Source organism: Pseudomonas sp. GW822-FHT05A08, from assembly GCF_058800485.1.
The window spans coordinates 2,567,656-2,587,085 of the sequence record NZ_CM179511.1; the positions used below are offsets into that span (position 1 = coordinate 2,567,656).

Sequence of the window (19,430 nt, forward strand, 5' to 3'; positions counted from 1 at the left end):
GCTGCAACCCCCTGTCAGGCCCGCCGCCCGGTTGGCGGCGAGCCTAGGCTGGTGGCTACACCAGCCGGGTCTGGGGCATGCCCAGCAGGCCGGTCAGGCGGTCCATGATCGCCTGTTGCCGGGCGCGGTCGGCCAGGTAGTCGGCCTCGGCGCTGGCTACATCGGCCGAGCAGTGCGGGCAGGTGGTTTCGTGGGCATGGATGTACTGCCAGCAGCCGCGGCACAGCGCCAGCTGGGTGGGCAGGCGTCCTTCCTCGGGGGATTTCTGCCCCTGGTTGATCCACGCCAGCTTGATCACCTGGCCGCTGTCGCTGACGCTGCTGACCGTCTCGCCGGTGTCGATGCGTTCGGTGATCAGGTCGAAGCGACCGACCGCGAACGACGCCTGGGCGGCGTCCTCGAGTTTGACGATGCGTTCGCGCAGGCCCTTCTTCTGCAGGTCCAGGGCGCGGTAGTGGCAGTACGGATTGTTGCCGGGCTTGCCCAGCAGCGAGTGCGAGGTCCAGGTGCAGCCGCCGCGGCACACGTCGTTGTAGTAGCAGGTGCGGCAATAACCCCAGAGGTCGTCGACCGAACGCAGGCGGCCAAAATGCATGCCCTCGCTGTAGTGCCAGATGTCGTGCAGGTTCATGTCGCGCACATTGCCGCCGGAAAACCCCACCGTCGCCAGCGAAGGGCAGCCCTTGACCGTGCCGTCGGCTTCCAGGGCCAGCACCGTTTGCCCGGCGGCGCAGCCGCTCCAGTGCACGCGCTCGTCGCCGAAGCCGCGCCACATATGCTCGTAAGGGCCGTAGTAACCGATGTTGTTGCCCACGTTCATCAGCAGGCCGCGTTCCTGGCCTTCGCGGTAGAGGCGCGCGAGCAGCGGCATCACTTCCAGCAGTTGATAGGGTTGCAGCAGCAGTTCCGGGTGGTCCACCGCATTGCCCATGGCCACCGTCAGCTGGATCTGCCAATGGGTGGCGCCCAGTTCGATGATCTGGTTCATCAGCTCCGGCAAGTCGGGCAGGGTGGCTGCGCCGATCTGTGTGTTGACGCTGACCGCGAGCCCGGCCTGCTTGGCCCGGCGCAGGGTGTCCACGGCCTTGTCGAAGGAGCCTGGGACATTGCGCACGGCGTCATGCAGGGGCGCCAGGCCGTCCAGCGAAACCCCCACGCCGTTGAGCCCGGCCTCCACTGCGGCCTGCATTTTCGCCGGGGTGAGGTTGCGCCCGCCGGTCTGGATCGCGCAGTAGATGCCATGGTCGTGGATGGCCTGGATCAGGCGGGTCCAGTCCTTGCGCAAATAGGCTTCGCCGCCGATCAGGGTGACTTCCCGCGTGCCGAGGGCGGCGAGGGCGTCGATCACGTCGAGGCATTCCTGGGTGTTCAATTCATTGGGGCGTCGGTGGCCGGCGCGCGAGCCGCAATGCAAGCATTTGAGGTCGCAGGCGAGGGTGATTTCCCAGACCACATGCACCGGTACGTAACGCTTGAGGTCGGTTTCGCTGAGGTAGCGGGCGGGGCGATTGGCTGACATGGACAGTCCTTTGCGCGCACACAGGCGCGCGGCACGAACCTGGCGGATGTCCGCGCCGTCCCTGGCGATGCCGGCCCGGGCGGACAAAGGGTTTGCCAGTGGGGACCCGGGCCTGGCTCTGAGGAAGGCCAGGCCCGGACGCCACCTTTCAGCGAGCTTCGAGGCGGGCGATCTCGGCGTTCAGCTGCTGCAAGGCGCTGCGCAGCGCATCGCCGCTGGCCAGTTGCTGCTCGCCCTGGCGGACGACCGCCTTGAGCTGCGCCAGGTCACCGCTGCTTTGCGCCTGCTGCACCGCCACCGCATACAGCGGCACGGGGTGATGAGGCACGGGCTCGGGGTGCGGGATCGACGCCTGGCTGACCGTGGCGTGCTGCACGTCCTGCCAGTTGCCCTGGTAGCAGTATTTGTAGCTGGCGAAACCACTGGCCCAGTCGAGCCCGAGAATCCCGTGCAGCTGGAAGGTCGCGGCGATCTGGCTGGTCGGGCCGCTGGGGTTGCCGGTCAGGCTCAGGATGATGTGGCCTTCGGTCGACGGGTGCAGCTGTAACTGGGAATAGTCGCCCCACACGTCGGCGAAGAAGTTCACCGGCGGGTAGGTGCTCTTGAACACTCGGGCCACGCCGCTGACTTTTTTCTGCACGGTGTTGACCAACAGGTCGAGGGTCAGAACCGGGGCACCCAACAGCCCCGTGGTGGCTTGGATGCGGGTATGGAACAGTCCAGTTTGCATGGTGCAACTCCTTGTTCTTGTTCAGGGAAGCCGGATGGGTTGGCGCGCCATGGTCAGCGCCGCTCGAGCCGGCCGATCTCGTCCTTGGCCGCGTCCAGCGCGCTGCGCAGCTGGGGCAACTGCTCCAGTTGCTGCTGGGCCAGGCTGGCCAGGCTCTTCATCTGGGCCAGGTCGCCGCTGGCGATGGCGCCATGGATCGGCGCGGCATACAGCGGGGTGATCGGTGGATAGGGCAGCAGGACCGGGCCGGGCTCCAGCGGTATCGGCAAGGCTGAGAAGGCGTAGGAGGGCACCGACTCGACGAGGTGGGCGGGAACGTTCTCCACCGATACCCAGCGCTGGCCGTTGTAGTACTGGTAGTTGGCGATGCCGTTCTTCCAGTCGTGATCCACCACCAGTTGAATCTTGAAGGTGATGATCGAGTTCGAGCCCGGCCCGCCCTGGTTACCCTGGGCGGTGACCAGGATCTTGCTGGTGCTGGGTGGCATGACGGTCAGGTAGGTGTATTGCCCCCACACATCGGACTGCAGCTCCAGCGGCGGGTTGGTGGCCTGGGTCACCAGCGAGGTGCCGCGCACGCTCTGCTCGGGGGTGTAGACCAGCAGGTCGAGGGTGAGGCTCGGCGCGCCGGGGATCGAAGTGCCGATCCGGTAGCTGAGGGGAAACAAGCCAAGATTGGACGAAGTGGAACCGGACATGATTGCCTCCAGTGCATTAGAAAATGGAAACGGCGTTAGCGCCGTTCCAGACGGGCGACTTCCTGTGCCAACTGCTCGTAAGCGCTGCTCAGATCCTTGGATTCTTTCTGGGATGTATCGCGTTGTTTGAGCAGGGACTTCATCTGCGGCAGGTTGCCGAGGGAGATTGCTTCTTGAATCGCCACGCCATAAGGCGTGACGGGGTGGAGCGAGGATGAACTCATGGCGTTGCCTTCCGTGGGAGGTTGCAGAGACTGCGCTATCCGGCAGCTTTTGCAGTTAAGCAGGCCGGGCACGGGGCAAACGCGAGGGGGAACAAATAACTTTGAATAGCCGTTATCGGGAAAAAATATATCCAGGCAGGACAAGGAACTGGCGCGGCCCTATAGCGCGTTTGGCAATCAACGACCCACCGCTTACAAGGAATGAATACAAGCAGGCACCACCACTTACATGCCCAGCCATCCGCTCACCTGTAGCCGCTGCCGCAGGCTGCGATCGAGCCGCAGGCTCGCGGCGAATGTAAGAACGCCGAAGCCCCTGCGGGCCTTGTCGCAGCCTGCGGCAGCGGCTACAGGAGGTCATTTTTTGCCAGAGGTAATGCGTTGCAGCGACGATAGCCGCGCAGAAACCGTAGTTTCCTTTGTACCCCGCCATCCGCCTTACCTGTAGCCGCTGCCGCAGGCTGCGATCGAGCCGCAGGCTCGCGGCGAACGCACGAACGCCGAAGCCCCTGCGGGCCTTGGCGCAGCCTGCGGCAGCGGCTACAGGGGCAGTTGTTGTCTGTGGGAGTGCGGTCGGCAGTCGATGGTCGCAGGGGCGGCGATTGGTGTTGCGCCGCGGTTCAGGCCACGGCGCTCTGCGGCGCGCTGTTCAACAGCCGTTCCAGGGCGCCGCTGAGCAGGTGTTCCAGCAGGGTTTCGCGCTCGTGCTCGGTCAGTGGCTGCTCGTCCAGCCAGCCGGGCGCGCTGTTGAGCAGGCTGGCGATGGCATGCCCGGTGGCCAGCAACGCCGCGTCGCCGAGCCGCGGCAGCGGGCCGAGGAGCATCAGCAGGCGGCGTTCATATTGCTCGCGCAGCTGGCGCACGCGCTGCTGCTGGTCCTGGTTCAGGCAGCCGCTGTCGCGCTCCACCAGGCGGAAATGCCGGGGCAGTTCCCGGTGCAGTTTCAGGTGGGCGCGGATCAGGGTGCGCAGGCGATCGTCGGGCGCCTTGCGCCGCCGTTCGATGCGCCCCAGGGTGCCGAGCAGTTCGTCGTAGAACTCTTCGATCAGGTCCAGCAGCAGGTGCTGTTTGCTCGGGTAATGGTGATACAGCGAGCCCGGGGTCAGCCCCAGATGGCTCGCCAGCTCGCGCATGCCGACCTGGCCGAAGCCCTTGCTGGCGAACAGCTCCAGAGCCTTGTCGCGGCTTTCGGCAAAACGCGAGCAACGCTCAGCCATAGCGGTGGAAGCCACGTTCGGTCTTGCGCCCCAGATAACCGGCGGCGACCATTTCCTTGAGCAGCGGCGCGGGCCGGTATTTGCTGTCGTTGAAGCCATCGTAGAGGGCTGCAAGGATCGCCAGCAGGGTGTCCAGGCCGATCAGGTCGGCCAGGGCCAGCGGGCCGATCGGCTGGTTGCAGCCCAGGCGCATGCCGGCGTCGATGTCCTCGGCGCTGGCCAGGCCTTCCTGCAATACCAGGATCGCCTCGTTGATCATCGGCACCAGGATCCGGTTGACCACGAAGCCCGGGCGGTTGCCGGCGGTGATCGCGACCTTGCCCAGGCGGGTGGCCATGTCCAGGGCCAGGGTGTGGGTCGCGTCGCTGGTCTGCAGGCCGCGGATCACTTCGATCAGGCCCATCACCGGCACCGGGTTGAAGAAGTGCAGGCCGATAAAGCGCTCGGGCGCGCTGACGCTGGCGGCGAGCTGGGTGATCGACAGCGACGAGGTGTTGGAGGCGATGACACAGGTGCTGGCAACCTGGGCGGCGATCTGTTGCAGCACCCGCCGTTTCAGCTCGAGGTTTTCCGTGGCCGCTTCGATCACCAGTTGTGCGTCGACCAGGCTGGCATAGTCGGTGCTGGTGCGGATGCGCCCCAGGGTCGCCTGTTTCTGCGCTTCGTCCAGGCTGCCCTTGGCAATCTGCCGGTCGAGGTTCTTGGCCACGGTGGCCAGGGCCTTTTGCAGGGCGCTGTCGCTGATGTCCAGCAAGGTCACTTCGAACCCGGCCTGGGCACAGACCTGGGCGATACCGTTACCCATGGTGCCGGCGCCGATCACACCGATATTCTGCAGATTCATCTTGGCTTCTCTTTCTTCGTCCGGACGTGTCGCAGCGCAGCGCGAGCGCGTCTTGCAATGCAACCTTCGAGGCGCGAGTCTAGTGCTCGCGCCGACCCCGGCCTATGCCAAAAGCGCTCAGCCGCGCTGGCGTTTTTTGCCATGTCCACAGCCACAGAGAGCAGTCATTCCATGCGGGAAAAGGATTCGGTCGCGGTCTACTTCGTGCAGGTCATGGTCCACGCCTTGCGTGAGCGGCCCGAGCGCCTGGCCGCGGTGCTGGCCGAGGCGGGCATCGATCCGGCCTTGCTCGGCCAGCCCGAGGCGCGGGTGCCGGCCAGCGCGTTCGCGGCCCTGTGGCTGATCCAGATCCGCGAGCTGGGCGACGAGTTTTTCCAGCTCGATTCCCACGGCCTGCCGCCGGGGGCGTTCGCCCTGATCTGCCGCGGGCTGATCCAGGAGCCGACCCTGGAAAAGGCCCTGCGCCAGTGCCTGGCCAACTTCGGCCTGTTCCTGCGCGACTTCCGTGGCAGCCTCAGCGTGCGCGGCAAGCGCGCGGTGCTGAGCCTCGACAGCCAGCCTCGCGATGACGCCGTCGGGCGTTTTGGCGAAGAGACCTTCCTGGTGCTGATGATCAGCCTGCTGTGCTGGCTCGGCGGGCGGCGCATTGCCATCGACCGCGCCGACTTTCGTTATCCGCGCCTGTCCCTGAGCGACGATGCCTTGCTCTGGGGGCCGAACCTGACCTTCGGCGCCGAGCGCACCGAAATCGAATTCGCCAGCCGTTTCCTGCGCCTGCCGGTGGTCCAGGACCTGGCCTCGCTCAAGGTCTTTCTGCGCAGCGCGCCGCAGTGGCTGGTGATCCGTTTTCGCAACCAGCACGGCCTGGCGACCCAGGTCTATCAACGCCTGCGTCGCAGTCATTACAGCCAGTGGCCGACCCTGGAAGCCTTCGCCGGCGAGGTGCAGGTCAGCCCCAGCACCCTGCGTCGGCGCCTGGAACGCGAGGGCGTGTCGTACCAGGAGATCAAGGACGAAGTGCGCCGCGCCATGGCCGTCGAACTGCTGCGCCAGAGCCGCGCGAGCATCGGCGAAATCGCCGAGCGCACCGGTTTCCAGGAGCCCAGCGCCTTCCACCGCGCGTTCAAGAAATGGACCGGTGAAAGCCCCGGACGCTACCGCGCGCGCTACCAGCCTGCGACCTGACAGGCTGGCGCGCCTGCGTCAGTTCAAACTGCCAACCCCAAGACCTGCAACTGCCGCCGCGTCTCTGCCGCCGACCGGTGCTCAATCGCATTCCAGCCCAGGGCCTTGGCGGCGACGATATTCGGCGCGTGGTCGTCGATGAACACCAACTCCTGCGGCGCCACGTCTGGCAGGTGCACGCGAATGCGCTGCAGCGTGGTCTGGTAGATCTCGGCGTCAGGCTTGATCTGCCGCTCTTGCCCGGACACCACGATGTCGCGAAAACGCTGGAGGAACGGATAGTTGTCCCAGGCGTAGGGGAAGGTCTCCTGGGACCAGTTGGTCAGCCCGAACAGCGGCATCTGCGCCTGGTGCAGCTCTTCCAGCAAGGCCACGCCGTCATCCAGCTGGCCGCGGAGCATTTCCGGCCAGCGCCCGTAATAGGCCTCGATCAGCGGCGCATGCTCCGGGTGTTCGGCCAGCAGGCTGCGGGTCGCTTCGGCCAGTGGCCGCCCGGCGTCCTGCTGGGTATTCCAGGCCTGGGTGCAAATGGTCTCGAGGAACCATTGGCGGCGGGCATCGTCGGGGATCAGTTGGCGGTACAGGTGGTGCGGGTTCCAGTCGAACAGCACGCCACCAAAATCGAAAACCACAGCACGAATTGTCATCAGCACGTCCTTTTGAGCGGTTGTGGGTCAGGGCGACATCCTGCGACGGCAGGCGATGCAATGCAATTTGCCGGAGGGGCTAGCGCCGTCCCTCAGTAGACAATCACCCGCTCGTTCGGGTCATCGCTCAGGCACACGCTCATTTGTTGCCCGGCCTTGTTGAACGCACAGGTGGGCAAGGGCTGCTTGATGAAATTCAGCGCCGGGAGGATGAACACGCCGGCCAGGATCAGCGCGCCCACGATTCGGGGCAACAGTACATCCGCGCTGGTGGCGGCTGGCCGGGGCTTGAGGCGCCCGCGCCGATACCAGTGCAGCCCGCTGAAGACCAGGCCGCAGCCGATCGCCATGGCGTAGTCCAGTTCCCAGGATTGCGGGCTGAAGATCAGGTTGCCGTCGGCATCGTCCGGGTAATTGATCCGCCACCAGGCGCCCAGCAGCAGCGGCACCAGGCCGGCGACGATCCAGGCCAGGCGGGCGCCGGGCATGCGCGTGAGCAGGGCCAGGCCCAGGCCAAGGGCGCAGAGGAGCCAGATTCCGAGGTACAGCTGAAAGCCCATGGCCCCACCAAATAGCGTGCCGCTGACGTCCCGCGGGACGATCAGTTGCAGGTCGGTGATCACCATCACCGCCAGCGGGGCGGCCACGGCGATGCCGCTCAGGAGCGCGTTGATCCATGAGCACAGGGTGAACAGGCGACGGATAAGCAGGTTCGACAAAGAGGGGGCGGGCGCCAACACGTTTCTTCCTTGGGCAGTGTGCGGGGCGCGCAGTATGCAAGGCCGCCGCCGGTTTTGCATCAGTCGTCGAAGCCGTATCGGCAAGCCGCCATGGGCGGGGTGGCGCGCGTGGCCATTGGCGGGCTGGCGTCGGCGCCTTGATGGTGTTTTGGGGCGAGCCTGCACGCTACCGGCCAGGGCTTGGGCGGGGTTGGCCGGCGATACACGGTTGGCCCGGCCACCGCACTTTTTGCGTTTTTGCGGTTCTATTCAGGGCCAGGCCGCGCCGACTCCCCGCGCGGCCAGAGTCCAGAATGGTGCCGATGGTTTATCCGCTTTCTCGTTATTCCTTGCGCGTATTTTGCCTACGTATGCCGCGCCAGCCATTGTGGCTGGCCGCTGTCTTGATGGTCTGCGCCAGTGGCTGCAGCCAGCAGCAGGGGCGCGACATGGTCCACCAGTTCAGCAATGGCAAGCCCCAGGAGTTCTTCCAGACCAGCGTCGACCGCATGGCCACCCTGAGCATGCGCGATAACCTGCAAAGTCTTTACCTGCTGATGAACAAGCTCTACCTGCGCAACCCCAACCAGTGGCGCGAGTGGGGGTATACCGATGCCACCAGCGCCCAGCGGGAAATCCGCCAGGCCATCGAACAGCAGAAGGCCTTGCCGGCCTTGGGCAACCGCCGTGACCTGGCTGCGTTGAGTTACGCCCTGAGCCCGGAGTTTCGTGGCGACCGGGTCGGGGCCTTTATCTATGCGATCGGCAGCATGCTGGTGACCGCCCATGGCGGGCGCACCGAGTTTTTTATGACCGACACTATCGATCCGCAGTTTGTCAGCAATGCGGCGCGCAATATTGAAAAAGCCACTTGGATGCTCAGCCAGCGGCAGGGGGCCAATGGGGAGTTGTTGCTGTTTTCCAACGAGATTTCGGAGGAGGGCAGCAATCTGAGTTTTGCGGTGGAGTTTGGGAAGATTGTGGCGCGCCTCGACCTGCTGACCCAGATGCTCGACGAACGTTACCGGCGTATTGGACTGAACTACGCGCAAAGTCTGCTGCTGATGAATTTTTTGCCGGTGCAGTAGGGCGCTGTCGTCCGTGATCTTCTTGGGTACATATCTGTTGCTGCATGGGCTTTTGTAGGAGCGAAGCTTGCTCGCGATAGCGGTAGTGGTTTCGCTGGTGATGTTGGACGGGGTGCATATCCGTTCCTGCGGTAACGGCTACTTATGGTTCCGCTCTTACAGCGGGTCACTTTGGAAAATCCGGAAGCCGGCCCAGTCCAAAGTAACCAAAACGCTTTGCCCCACCACTCGGTGCCTCGCCTAGGCTCGGCATGCCCGAACGAAGGCATTGATCCGTGGGCCGCCGCCACAGGCCATCCATGGCCTGGGGCGGCTAACCCGGCATCCCTGCCGGGTTACCCACGGCTCAATGCCTGCGTTCGGCCAGCGTGGTTAACGGGGCGTTCAGATCAAAAGCCAAAGCAAAAGCAAGACGGCGGCCTGCCGGCCGGCCTGGGGTTTTGGGCTGTATGTGGGCTTCGGGGTGTTTAACGCCCCAGCTTTTCCATCGCGGCATCCGCCAGGAAAGACGACCGGCTCTTGATGTTGTGCTCGCGCACAAAGCGGTCGATGCGTTGAATCACGTAGCCCGGCAGGGTCACATTGACCTTCTCGGTTTTGCCCAGGTAAGGCGTGATATCGATAGCCAGCATGCCCCAGCCCATCCCTTCGAAGTCGGGGTTGGCGCGGTGTGTGCCGGTGGGCGAGGGCAGGGGAATGGCTTGCCCCTCACGGGCCAGTTCTTCGAGCATGACGTGGGCGATTTCGATGGCGGCGCTGTACGCGGCCTCGAAGGTGTCGCCGGCGGTGACCGCGCCAGGAATGTCGGGAATCTGGATGCCGGTAGCCGTGTGCTCGTCGCCCCACTCGATGCAGATGGGATAGTGCACGGGGATCTCCTCATAAGGTGCGAAGGCTTTGACACTCCCTGTAGCCGCTGCCGAAGAATGAGGCTGCGATCGGGTTGGGCGGCATTCCGACGAAGCGCCCGCCAAACCGGGCGACGCGGTGCAACAGATAAATCCGGGAGGCAGAATGTGCGTCTGCTACGCAGCCGATCGCAGCCTTCGGCAGCGGCTACAAACAGCCTCCCAGGCTCAATAGCGCTCAGGGCTCCTGCGCCGTGCGCCACTGAATCACCTCCAGCACCGCACAGCCTTCCCGGGTCAGCAAATGCACCCCTCGGGTCACCCGCGCCAGGTCGCAGTCGGAAATATCTTTCAGGTTAAGCGTGGACAGGCTGTCCATCAGGTCGCGCACCACGGTGAAACGATGGGCTGCGCTAGCCGCCAGATCGCTCAAGGGCGCGTTGCTATCGAGGTAGAAAACGGGAGCGTCGGCGTCGTGGGTATCGACGGGGGTGAAGCGGGAAGTTTGATGGTCAATCATCGGTGCAGCTCCTATGAATAGAGCAACCACCTTTCGCGGCCAAGCGAATAAGGGTGGCAGCTGTACGCGGGTTGGCCGACCGGGCATAGGACACCGGCACACCCGAAGGTGTCCCACGCACAGCCGCCATGACACAAAATCGCAGGCACAAAAAAAGCGCCTGCAATGATGTTTTGGACGCTGAAGCGTTCCTATGCTCGACCGGCCAAGGTCGTTCGCGGATTTTGCCGCGAGCGCGAACTATAGGGGCCGCGCTTGAGCGGCGCAACCGCGTATTGGAGGGGATGTTTGAGGGGGTGTGTCGGGGGTGTTGGTGGCGACGGTGGCGGGCGTAATTATATGGACTTGACGCCCCCTATTGGTGTCGACCCTTTTTTATTTCTGTTGTCGATCATGCGCTAATGTCAGTTCATAACCGAACCTCAAAGCCTGCAAGCAATTTCCTTCCACATGTAGTCGTAGTTGTATTTCAGCCATAGAACCAGCACCTTATCAAACTGCCTGCGTAACCAATTACGCTTCCGCACCGCCAGCCTTTCCTCGATCCTGGCTTTGAGCCAGTCGGGGTCAAAGCCTGTCCAGACAGAGGGCAAGACTGCTGCAAGGTTGGAGAAGCACACGGGCGCCACTTCTGAATAAAAGATTTCATAGAGTACGTCAGGATCGACGCCTTTGACCTGTCGCGCGATGTAGTCGTAATCGGTCGGAAAATAGTTGAATGGCTCAGACAGTGCGGTTCTGACTTCTGTCAGTTGTGGCTCGGTCAGAAAATGTCCCAATGCGAAAACTCCTCTAGTTCCTCATCGAGGGAATCCGCGACCCCTGCGACCGATCCAACCAAGATAACCGCAATCGCGAGACTAAGGAGGAAGCCTCATAGGATTTCGACCTCGCTCTCCTGAAGCCAGCCAGCATCAACAACGTTTCGCTTGGCCAGTGTCGGCTGGGGTGTGTATACGACAATCGCCAGGCTCTTTTCAGCCCGACTACACGTCACGTAAAGCAGCCTACGAGTACGCGCTAGTGCATTGTCCTTGCCGTCACGTTCGTTGTCCCGATCAGTCTTTGTTGGTTCTTTTACACCCAGCAATTTGTCGTAGCTGAATAAGAAACCGCCTGCCTCCTCATCGTTGATGACAACCATGACTCGTGGAAACTCCAGTCCCTTTACGCCTTGATGTGTGCCGTAGGGTGAAAGGCCATCCACATAACTCGCAAAGGCTGCCAGCTCTGAAAATGGACGCTCAAGGAATAGCTGGTAGGCGTAGTTGGTCATCGCGTTCGTATCTTCAGGATCTGGAGCCTCACCAGGAACTCCCATCACCATTGCCCCAATCAGACTCTCAGGGACATCAAGTAGTTGGGTTTGCGACAGAAGTGTTGCGACCTCGCTCAGTGTTGGATCGTTTCTTTCGAAAAGAGAGAGCAGGGCATGTGTCGCGTCCTCGACATGCTGCATGTGGGCCGATTGATCCCCTGTTGATCGCATAGCATCCTTGCTGAGTAAGGGAGAGCGAGAGCGTACGGCTTCAAGCAGAAGGAAGTGATCGTCCTTTGCGGTAAGGATGGGAAGAACGCCTTCGCTGAAAACACGAAGTGCGGGCAGGGTTCCATCCAGCAAGCCTGTTTGAAGGTGCTCAACCGCGTATAGAGGCGTGAACAGCTTCTCGAACCCCATCCGCCGCCCAGCCATCTTATGTTCGAGGATCAAGGTCTTTCGGCCTTCAGGGCCAATAGCCCATTCTCCGTCGCCGGTGATTGCGGCCATCGAATGAGCGATGCCTTCCTCAAGATTTGGTGCTTGTTCTTGGCTTTGACTAATGCAGTACATGCGCACTACACCTTCAATGGCATCAGGCTTTGGGGTCTGCTGATGAGTGTCTGCAGCACTTCGGATCACGTTGATAAGGTCTACCACCCTTCGAGGGCAGCGGCGATTAACGACCTTTTCAGGTTTCAGCCAGTCACCTGGTATCGCTTTATCAAGGCGCGTTACTCCATGGCCGTAAATCTGTTGCATGGTGTCGCCCAGTAGTCCCAGGCAGAAGCGTGTCTGTGTCAAATGCTGGACTTTCAGAAAAGCCTCCATTACTGGAGCGTGGGTGTCTTGGCTTTCGTCGATCAATACAACTGGGTAGCGGTCTACTAGAACATCCAGCAAAGGGCGTTCAGGAGCGAATGCTGCAGTTAACTTGATGACCTCATCATGATTAAGTGCTTGCCTCTCTCTGTTGTCACCTGTGGGGCTGTAGATGAACTTCGTAATCTCGTCGAGACTCTCAAGTCTGCGTATTTTGCTTTGTAGCCTCCGTCTGTTTCCTCGAGAGGTTTTATTGTCGCCTCTCGAGCGTGCTAGCTCGCCCTCGATCTTCTCAATGTCTTGGGCAAGTTTGATCCTTAGCCACTCTCTGATCTCGTTGTCGAATCCTTGGACTAGGCGCCAGGCGAACGCGTGAATGGTCGAGACTTCCACGAGTGGATCAAACTCTAGCCTCCGAAGAATCTCGTCGCAGGCTGCGTTTGTATAGGTGATCACCGCAATTCGCCGCCCCTCGAACGTCAGGCGTTCTCGCTCGCGTTTTTTGAGTTCGCGGATAGCCTCGACAAGTGAGTGGGTTTTTCCTGAGCCAGCACCTGCGTAAAGAAAAAAACTCTTCGGATCTGTCAGGTTCAGGCAAGCCTGCATAGTGGTGTCGGCATCTGCGACGGCTGCCTCGCTCATGGCGTCACCTCCGCGCCCTCGGGCGGAATTACCAGCAGTTCTTTTTGCTTGCTTCGCAATTTGGACTCAAGCCAGTTGAGGCCTTCACTGATGTATTCAGGGATTTCGAGGCTGGGAAAGTTTGTGTCACCCAAAACGAGCAACACAAACTCTGCTTTCTTTCCTTCGCGTAATTCGTTGAAAAACCCTTCCCCGATGGCTTCCGATGTTTGCGCTTCATTCAAAACTTTTACGAAAGCCTTCATCAGACCAGTGCCGTCTTTCTTTTCCGCAAAGTGACCAGCGTTGCTAAGCACAAAGCTGTCTTCAAAGGTATTTGGAAGAGCTTGTATTGCTTCACCAGTAGCGGGCAAGTGGGTGGAAATAGGAGTTTGATAGGCGATGCGTACCGAGTACAGGTCGTCGATCTGGTGCTCTTTTTGGTTTGCTGGCAGCTCAAGCAGTTCATCCACTGTGCTGCCCAGATGCATCAGTTTCATCCAGCTCCGCAATGTCGGATTGTTCGTAATCTGATCTGCGTTTCTTTGCACCGGTTTTGCAGCTTTATTTAGCCCTGCATCAAGGTCTGTAATAACGAGGGTGAGAATGCCAAGGGCGTCAATTAAAGGCCTTAGCCGGTGTGCGTGACTGCCACCGATATCGAGGGTTGTGATGTAGCAGCGGTCAAGGAATGGAAACTTATTCCGCAAAAAATGCGGCAGCATCATGCGCTCTGCTGAGCCTTCTACCAAGATGACGGCGTCGGCGAAGAATATGTCTGCGTGCTGTGCTCGCAGATACCTGGTTACGAACTCCTTCGTCTTTGTTCCCTCACCGAATACGTTAGAGAGATTAGAAACCGTCGACACCGGTACACCAATGCCATACATCCCAGCAGGGAGTCGCCTGAAATACCTAAGGTTCTGGTACTCCACTTCATGAGTTACATGGCTGGAGTGCGTGCTCACCAAAAGCTGAGTCTTCAGATTTGGGTAGCGTTCAAGCAAAGCGTCTCGGCATAGAATTTGGTAGGCGTGCCGCACGAACACTTGTTGCACTTGAACATGAAGATGGGCTTCAGGCTCCTCAATGAGCACGAGGTGGATGGGCTCGACGCGGTCTATTTCTTTCGCGCTGGCGGCCCTGGTTTTTCTTAGCCACTCATCCCTAAAACCCATCAGTCGGAAAATCATAGATATCAGGTTTTGATATCCCAACCCGTTAGCGGTCTCTGGTAAATGAAGGGGAGGGGCTCCAGGGGCGCCCTGAATTGAATCCAACTCAAAAAGGACGGCCGCTTCATGGTTCATGCCGTCAGTTGCTGCCAGGCGACTTGCGACTTTGATGCGTGGGTCATTACGGCCGGGGTAGCCCAATCCCTCGACCTCTCTAATAGCAGGTTCGAAGCTGCTACTTAGCCTGGTATCGAATGCCGACTGGGCTGCTTCTATCGCTCGCAATGCTTCGAGATCTGAAATATCTGGGCTGTCACCTGGATCAAGGTGTCGGGAGTAATAGGATCTGAGTTGTTCCGAGAGTTTTCGAGCGCCGCTGGGTCTAGCATTATCGCCTTGATTGTCGTCCGAATGGTCGCCGAATCCCCGCTGTGCATTGATCTCATGTACTCGAATTAACCCACTGAGAGGATTGCTTTCCAGCGGCAGGGTAGTAGGACTTAAATGCTGCATTTGAGCCATTCGAGTCGACTTGTCAGGCTTCTTAAGTTGTTGAGGATCTAGGCGGTACCAACGAACCTTGAATTTATCTCCCAGCCGACGGTTTAAGTAATCATGAAGGCTCTGCGGCCATAGCGTCAGCGGACTACCAGGCGGGTCTTCCTTCCCTAGAGCATCCTCAAGCTCTGCAACCCTCGCGCGCTCCTTGCGATAGTCCGTGTACAGCGTATTCATATCATCTGGTTCAAGTAGGAAACGCATTCCCACAAGCCCCCCTCGCCACGCAAAGTTGGGTATGAGATCGCGGATGAAGTGGAACTCTCCTTGATCTGCCGACACCCAAATATCCAGACTAGGGAGCCAGTCGGCCCAGTCCTTGGCTGTAGGAATTTCAAAATTTGCTGGTGGGTTCTCCCACTCCTTACCAATCTCGTCCAGCTTGGCGAGATGACAAAGAGTCAGATCCTGGAGCCGAAAAGCAGAAGCCTTCGAAACCAAAAATCTCCGGAGTGCCAGCATGGCGGAGGATTTGCCGCTGTTATTTGCACCTACAAGCAGCGTGGTCTCATTAGCAAAGTCAATTCGCACAGAAAGCAGTTTTCGGAAGTTAGATATCTCTATGTGCTGGATGCGCATGGATCATCCTTGAAAGCCTGATGGGTGTCAGTTTGCTATCAATGTAGCTGCCTATGGCAATCAAAGAGAGAAAAATGGCGACAGATTTATTTTTGCAGCTCATTAAAATCATTGCCGCATGTGGACCATTTTATGGTTTTGGCTCCCCTGGCGACTTCATACATTAGAAACGCTCCGAAAAGTCTCCTTGATTTGCGCAACCACTGAGCACAAAGAACTCAACCCACCACCGGACCTACAAAATCCGCAACATCCACAGCACCCCAACGTAAACCACCCCAATCCCCACCGGCAGCACACAAAGCACCCGAACCTGCGAGAAAAACGAAGGCACGGCTTCCACCGGGGTCGACTCCTCCAATTGCTGCAACGTCATGACCGCGACACCTTCCTCTGCTGGCGCATTGAGCCGGGCCTGGATCAGCGGTTCGACTGCTTCGACTTTGCGCATCAGGGTCCGGCCCCAGGTGAACAGGGCGGCGCCGATGAAGATCAGCAGGTAGATCACCAGGAATTTCCAGTGGGGCGGGTTGCTCAGGCGGATGAAGTCGGGGGTTGGGCTGTTGTCCCAGAACCAGTCCAGGGGGCGGGTGTTTTCGTAGACGGTGAACATGAAGTTCTTGATCGGGCGGTTGATGGTCGCCGCGGCGGTGGTGTAGCTGTCCAGGCGCCAGTGGAGCATTTTCAGGGTGGAAAACACGGTGGAGATCAAGGCGCCGGTAAACAGCAGTGCGCCTGCGGCGATGGCCAGCCGGTATTTCAGTTGGGCCTGGGTGTAATTCATCTGTGCGTCCTGCGATGAAGAAAAGGGCCGCAATACTAATAGTTCGTTGCCCCTGGCCGATAGGGACGGCGCTGGCTTATGGGCTGCCTTTGGGCCTCGAGGGTTTCAGCCGGCAGGGCTGCGACGAACACCACCGGCGCCTCGGCCTGAACCACGCGCAAAGCCTGCCACCAATGAGTTTCCTGCCTATGCAATAAGCGCCGTACCAGCACGAGCTGAAGCTGAACAGCGCCCCCGCCAAATCGAGACGCCCGTCCCAAACGCTGTCAATATTAAAAATTGTAATCGTTTGTATTTACTTACAAAAGATAATCGTTATCATTCGCGCGATCTTCAGATAATTCCTACAAAAAAGGTATCCATGGTGGTCTCATCGCGCATTTACCCGGCCTCTCTGTCGTTGCTGGGCATTCTGGTCGTCCCTGATCTACAGGCAGAAACGGAGTCTGCTCTAACCCTTCCGGCCACCGCTGTGAACAGTGAGTACAGCGAGCAGAGCTACATGCCGACCGAGAGCAGGAGTGCGTTGAAGATCGATGCGCCGCTGCGTGATATCCCGCAAACCGTCAACGTGATCCCCCAGAGCGTGATCAAGGATCAGGGCGCGCAGTCGATGGAGGACGTGCTGAAGAATGTCCCCGGGGTCGGCCTGTCCAACGGCGACGGCCAGCGCGATCAGGTCACCATCCGCGGCTTCAGCGCCATTGGCGATATGTACGTCGATGGCATTCGCGACGACGCCCTGTATTTCCGCGACCTGTCCAATGTCGAGCGGGTGGAAGTGATCAAGGGGCCCGCGGCGGTGCTTTATGGTCGCGGCTCATCCGGTGGCCTGATCAACAGCATCAGCAAGAAGCCCAACTTCGCCCCCAAGCAGGAAGTGGGGGGCAGCTTCGACAGCGAGGGTAAGAAGCGCACGCAGTTCGACGCCGGCTGGGCCGACCAGCAGCACAACGACAAGGCTTTTCGTGTCACCGGGGCGCTGGAGAACAGCGACACCTTCCGCGATGACGGCTATATCGACCGCAAGGCCATCGCGCCGTCGGCCTACTTCAAGCTCTCAGACGATCTGGAACTGAACCTGGGCGCTACCTATCTGTACGACAAGCGCCTGATCGACTTCGGCATTCCGGCGCGCGGCAACCGCCCGGTCGATGTGGACCGCGACAAGCGCTTCGGTTCCGCCGACCCGGATGACGACTACACCCGCAGCGAGGTGTTCTCGTTCACGGCCGGTATCGACTACCGCATCAACGACGATTTCAGCCTGAGCAACACCAGCCGCTACTACCACTACGATCTGGATCGCAACAACACGCTGGCCGACTCCAGCCCGACCCGCTTTGTCACCGCGCCCAATGGCGAACTGCTGGTGAAGCTCAACCGCGGCAATGTGCAGCGCAAGGAAGACGGCTGGTTCAACCAGACCGAGCTCAATCAACAGGCCGTGCTCGCCGGGATGAACCACAGCCTGCTCTATGGGGTGGAGCTGGGGCGCCAGGTGAAGGATCAGTCGGTGTTCAGCCAATCCAACGTGGCGCAGGTGCCGGTGTATCGCGATGCCCTGGTCGATGTGCCGTTCCAGGCCAACCGGCAGACCGCCAAGGGCAGCAACACCCAGGACACCGCCGGGTTCTACGTGCAGGACCTGATCGAACTGACGCCACACTGGAAAGCCCTGGTGGGCGTGCGCTATGACGTGTTCGACCAGGAGTATTCCGACGATCTGACCCACAGCAGCCTGTCCCGGACGGACACCACCTGGAGCCCGCGCGTCGGCCTGGTTTATCAGCCTGACTCGATCCAGTCCTATTACATCTCGGTTAGCCGTTCCTACCAGCCGTCCGCGGAAATGTTCGCCCTGAGTACCAGCAACCAGGACCTGGAGCCGGAAGAAACCACCAACTTCGAGATCGGCGGCAAGTGGGACCTGTTCGACAGTCGCCTGGCCTTGACCGCGGCGCTGTTCCGCCTGGAACGCACCAATATGAAAACCACCGATCCGGCGAACCCGAGCAAGCTGGTGCTGGCGGGTGAGCAGCGTACCGATGGTCTGGAACTGACCGCCAGCGGGCAGTTGAGCGACAAATGGCAGGTCTATGCCGGCTACGCCTACCTGGATGCCGAGATCACCAAGTCCAACAGCCGCACCAACGGGGTCGCCAACGAAGGCCAGACCCCGACCCTGACCCCGCGCCACAGCGCCAATCTGTGGCTGGTGCGTTCCTTGACCCAGGAGTGGCGTGTCGGCATGGGGGCGAACTATGTCGATGACCGTTACACCGCCCTGGACAACCAGGTGGTCATGCCGGCCTACACCACGGTGGACGCGGCCTTGCTGTACAACCTGCCGAAATGGGACATGGCCCTGCGCCTGCGTAACGTCTTCGACAAGGACTATTACGCCTCGGCGCATGGCTCGGTGGACCTGATCACGCCAGGCGCGCCACGGACCCTGGAGCTGAGCGCCAACTACCGGTTTTGAAGGCCTACCCTGAGACCAAAGCCCGGCAGTGCGACACTGCCGGGCTTTTTTGTCTGCGCTCGCCTTGCCTGATGTGTCTCCTATACTCATTCGCGCCGACAGGTTCAGCCGTACCCGAACGCCGCCGCAACAGCCGTCAGTTCCCTGACAACTACCCCTCCCAGTCACTGCAAGGAGACCAAACATGGCAATCCGCATTGGCGACGAAGCACCCGATTTCACTGCCGACACGACCGAAGGTCCGCTGCATTTCCACGAGTGGATCGGCGATAAGTGGGCAATCCTGTTTTCGCACCCCAAGGACTTCACCCCGGTGTGCACCACCGAGCTCGGTTATATGGCCAGGCTCAAGCCGGAGTTCGACAAACGCAATACCCGGATTGTCGGGCTCAGCATCGACCCGGTCAGCGACCATAAGGCCTGGGTCGGCGACATCCAGGAGACCCAGGGGCATGCGGTCAACTACCCGATGATCGGTGACGAAAACCTGGTGGTGGCCAAGCTCTACGACATGATCCACCCCAATGCCAGTGGCGGCGCGCGCACCGCCGTGGACAACGCCACCGTGCGTTCGGTGTTCATCATCGGCCCGGACAAGAAGGTCAAGGCCATGCTGGTCTACCCGATGAGCGCCGGGCGCAATTTCGATGAAGTGCTGCGCCTGCTCGATGCCCTGCAACTGAATGCCAAGCACACCGTCGCCACCCCGGTGAACTGGCGCCCGGGCGAGGACGTGATCATTCCTACCTCGGTATCCGACGAGGACGCCCGGAAGAAATACCCGCAAGGCTTCAAGACGTTGAAGCCCTATCTGCGCACCGTGGAGCAACCGAAGTAACGACCCCCGACAAAGGCTTGCTCACGGAGCAGGCCTGCGGGAACGACGCTGCGCCGGACAGGGTTCACCCA

The 19,430-nt window shown here is 60.5% G+C and carries 18 protein-coding genes; 4 read left to right on the plus strand and 14 right to left on the minus strand.

Annotated elements, in window-relative coordinates; genetic code table 11:
• Positions 1 to 55: 55 nt before the first annotated feature.
• From AC3RCP_RS11535 to AC3RCP_RS11560, 6 genes are all read right to left on the minus strand, one after another.
• The gene (locus AC3RCP_RS11535) at positions 56 to 1,519 is read right to left on the minus strand and encodes a GDL motif peptide-associated radical SAM/SPASM maturase (protein WP_007932309.1); all 1,464 of its coding nucleotides are present in this window, start codon (positions 1,517 to 1,519) and stop codon (positions 56 to 58) included.
• A 148-nt stretch (positions 1,520 to 1,667) separates the two neighbouring features.
• Complete coding sequence (locus AC3RCP_RS11540) at positions 1,668 to 2,249, minus strand: DUF1842 domain-containing protein (protein ID WP_087088417.1); 582 nt, start codon at positions 2,247 to 2,249, stop codon at positions 1,668 to 1,670.
• 53 nt (positions 2,250 to 2,302) lie between these two features.
• Positions 2,303 to 2,947 (minus strand): DUF1842 domain-containing protein, encoded by a 645-nt coding sequence (locus AC3RCP_RS11545; protein ID WP_101337378.1) that lies wholly within the window; start codon positions 2,945 to 2,947, stop codon positions 2,303 to 2,305.
• A gap of 35 nt (positions 2,948 to 2,982) precedes the next feature.
• Entirely contained in the window at positions 2,983 to 3,171 is a 189-nt protein-coding gene (locus AC3RCP_RS11550) for a DUF1843 domain-containing protein (RefSeq protein WP_007932306.1), read from the minus strand.
• Between the two features lie 620 nt (positions 3,172 to 3,791).
• Positions 3,792 to 4,388, minus strand: coding sequence for a TetR/AcrR family transcriptional regulator (locus tag AC3RCP_RS11555; protein WP_062822931.1), 597 nt, complete (start codon positions 4,386 to 4,388; stop codon positions 3,792 to 3,794).
• Complete coding sequence (locus AC3RCP_RS11560; RefSeq protein WP_101337379.1) at positions 4,381 to 5,232, minus strand: 3-hydroxybutyryl-CoA dehydrogenase; 852 nt, start codon at positions 5,230 to 5,232, stop codon at positions 4,381 to 4,383. The genes AC3RCP_RS11555 and AC3RCP_RS11560 overlap by 8 nt, the downstream gene beginning before the upstream one ends.
• 171 nt (positions 5,233 to 5,403) lie before the next feature.
• Here AC3RCP_RS11560 and AC3RCP_RS11565 point away from each other — a divergent pair, with 171 nt between their 5' ends.
• Entirely contained in the window at positions 5,404 to 6,417 is a 1,014-nt protein-coding gene (locus tag AC3RCP_RS11565; RefSeq protein WP_492571595.1) for an AraC family transcriptional regulator, read from the plus strand.
• A gap of 23 nt (positions 6,418 to 6,440) precedes the next feature.
• On the opposite strand, the gene AC3RCP_RS11570 is transcribed toward AC3RCP_RS11565, so the two are convergent.
• Positions 6,441 to 7,064, minus strand: a complete 624-nt coding sequence (locus AC3RCP_RS11570; protein WP_101337380.1) for an HAD family hydrolase — start codon at positions 7,062 to 7,064, stop codon at positions 6,441 to 6,443.
• A 92-nt stretch (positions 7,065 to 7,156) separates the two neighbouring features.
• Complete coding sequence (locus tag AC3RCP_RS11575) at positions 7,157 to 7,804, minus strand: hypothetical protein (protein WP_492571488.1); 648 nt, start codon at positions 7,802 to 7,804, stop codon at positions 7,157 to 7,159.
• 302 nt (positions 7,805 to 8,106) lie between these two features.
• Here AC3RCP_RS11575 and AC3RCP_RS11580 point away from each other — a divergent pair, with 302 nt between their 5' ends.
• Positions 8,107 to 8,871, plus strand: coding sequence for a hypothetical protein (locus AC3RCP_RS11580; protein ID WP_097140360.1), 765 nt, complete (start codon positions 8,107 to 8,109; stop codon positions 8,869 to 8,871).
• A gap of 467 nt (positions 8,872 to 9,338) precedes the next feature.
• Here AC3RCP_RS11580 and AC3RCP_RS11585 read toward each other — a convergent pair whose 3' ends face one another.
• From AC3RCP_RS11585 to AC3RCP_RS11610, 6 genes are all read right to left on the minus strand, one after another.
• Positions 9,339 to 9,740 (minus strand): type II toxin-antitoxin system HicB family antitoxin, encoded by a 402-nt coding sequence (locus tag AC3RCP_RS11585; protein ID WP_101337382.1) that lies wholly within the window; start codon positions 9,738 to 9,740, stop codon positions 9,339 to 9,341.
• 217 nt (positions 9,741 to 9,957) lie between these two features.
• On the minus strand, positions 9,958 to 10,239 hold the full coding sequence (locus AC3RCP_RS11590) for a hypothetical protein (protein WP_028682899.1): 282 nt from the start codon (positions 10,237 to 10,239) through the stop codon (positions 9,958 to 9,960).
• Positions 10,240 to 10,661: 422 nt separating this feature from the next.
• Positions 10,662 to 11,018, minus strand: coding sequence for a DUF7079 family protein (locus AC3RCP_RS11595; RefSeq protein WP_492571489.1), 357 nt, complete (start codon positions 11,016 to 11,018; stop codon positions 10,662 to 10,664).
• 95 nt (positions 11,019 to 11,113) lie between these two features.
• Positions 11,114 to 12,961 (minus strand): UvrD-helicase domain-containing protein, encoded by a 1,848-nt coding sequence (locus AC3RCP_RS11600; protein WP_492571490.1) that lies wholly within the window; start codon positions 12,959 to 12,961, stop codon positions 11,114 to 11,116.
• Positions 12,958 to 15,252 carry an AAA family ATPase gene (locus tag AC3RCP_RS11605; protein WP_492571491.1) on the minus strand — a complete coding sequence of 765 codons (2,295 nt, stop codon included), beginning with the start codon at positions 15,250 to 15,252 and terminating at the stop codon, positions 12,958 to 12,960. Before AC3RCP_RS11605 ends, AC3RCP_RS11600 begins: the two co-directional genes overlap by 4 nt.
• Before the next feature lie 235 nt (positions 15,253 to 15,487).
• Positions 15,488 to 16,036 carry a YniB family protein gene (locus tag AC3RCP_RS11610; protein ID WP_277590746.1) on the minus strand — a complete coding sequence of 183 codons (549 nt, stop codon included), beginning with the start codon at positions 16,034 to 16,036 and terminating at the stop codon, positions 15,488 to 15,490.
• Between the two features lie 361 nt (positions 16,037 to 16,397).
• On the opposite strand from AC3RCP_RS11610, the gene AC3RCP_RS11615 reads away from it, so the two are divergent.
• A complete protein-coding gene (locus tag AC3RCP_RS11615) occupies positions 16,398 to 18,521 on the plus strand; it encodes a TonB-dependent receptor (protein WP_492571492.1) in 2,124 nt (707 codons plus the stop codon).
• Positions 18,522 to 18,705: 184 nt separating this feature from the next.
• Positions 18,706 to 19,359: a peroxiredoxin gene (locus AC3RCP_RS11620; protein ID WP_007923518.1), complete on the plus strand. Its 654-nt coding sequence runs from the start codon at positions 18,706 to 18,708 to the stop codon at positions 19,357 to 19,359.
• The last annotated feature ends 71 nt before the right edge of the window (positions 19,360 to 19,430 follow it).

What these genes read in the sequence shown, in the direction of transcription:
- AC3RCP_RS11535 (WP_007932309.1), bottom strand. Translation starts at nt 1,519, where the DNA reads ATGTCAGCCAATCGCCCCGCCCGCTACCTCAGCGAAACCGACCTCAAG.
- AC3RCP_RS11540 (WP_087088417.1), bottom strand. Translation starts at nt 2,249, where the DNA reads ATGCAAACTGGACTGTTCCATACCCGCATCCAAGCCACCACGGGGCTG.
- AC3RCP_RS11545 (WP_101337378.1), bottom strand. Translation starts at nt 2,947, where the DNA reads ATGTCCGGTTCCACTTCGTCCAATCTTGGCTTGTTTCCCCTCAGCTAC.
- AC3RCP_RS11550 (WP_007932306.1), bottom strand. Translation starts at nt 3,171, where the DNA reads ATGAGTTCATCCTCGCTCCACCCCGTCACGCCTTATGGCGTGGCGATT.
- AC3RCP_RS11555 (WP_062822931.1), bottom strand. Translation starts at nt 4,388, where the DNA reads ATGGCTGAGCGTTGCTCGCGTTTTGCCGAAAGCCGCGACAAGGCTCTG.
- AC3RCP_RS11560 (WP_101337379.1), bottom strand. Translation starts at nt 5,232, where the DNA reads ATGAATCTGCAGAATATCGGTGTGATCGGCGCCGGCACCATGGGTAAC.
- AC3RCP_RS11565 (WP_492571595.1), top strand. Translation starts at nt 5,404, where the DNA reads ATGCGGGAAAAGGATTCGGTCGCGGTCTACTTCGTGCAGGTCATGGTC.
- AC3RCP_RS11570 (WP_101337380.1), bottom strand. Translation starts at nt 7,064, where the DNA reads ATGACAATTCGTGCTGTGGTTTTCGATTTTGGTGGCGTGCTGTTCGAC.
- AC3RCP_RS11580 (WP_097140360.1), top strand. Translation starts at nt 8,107, where the DNA reads ATGGTTTATCCGCTTTCTCGTTATTCCTTGCGCGTATTTTGCCTACGT.
- AC3RCP_RS11590 (WP_028682899.1), bottom strand. Translation starts at nt 10,239, where the DNA reads ATGATTGACCATCAAACTTCCCGCTTCACCCCCGTCGATACCCACGAC.
- AC3RCP_RS11600 (WP_492571490.1), bottom strand. Translation starts at nt 12,961, where the DNA reads ATGAGCGAGGCAGCCGTCGCAGATGCCGACACCACTATGCAGGCTTGC.
- AC3RCP_RS11605 (WP_492571491.1), bottom strand. Translation starts at nt 15,252, where the DNA reads ATGCGCATCCAGCACATAGAGATATCTAACTTCCGAAAACTGCTTTCT.
- AC3RCP_RS11610 (WP_277590746.1), bottom strand. Translation starts at nt 16,036, where the DNA reads ATGAATTACACCCAGGCCCAACTGAAATACCGGCTGGCCATCGCCGCA.
- AC3RCP_RS11615 (WP_492571492.1), top strand. Translation starts at nt 16,398, where the DNA reads ATGGTGGTCTCATCGCGCATTTACCCGGCCTCTCTGTCGTTGCTGGGC.
- AC3RCP_RS11620 (WP_007923518.1), top strand. Translation starts at nt 18,706, where the DNA reads ATGGCAATCCGCATTGGCGACGAAGCACCCGATTTCACTGCCGACACG.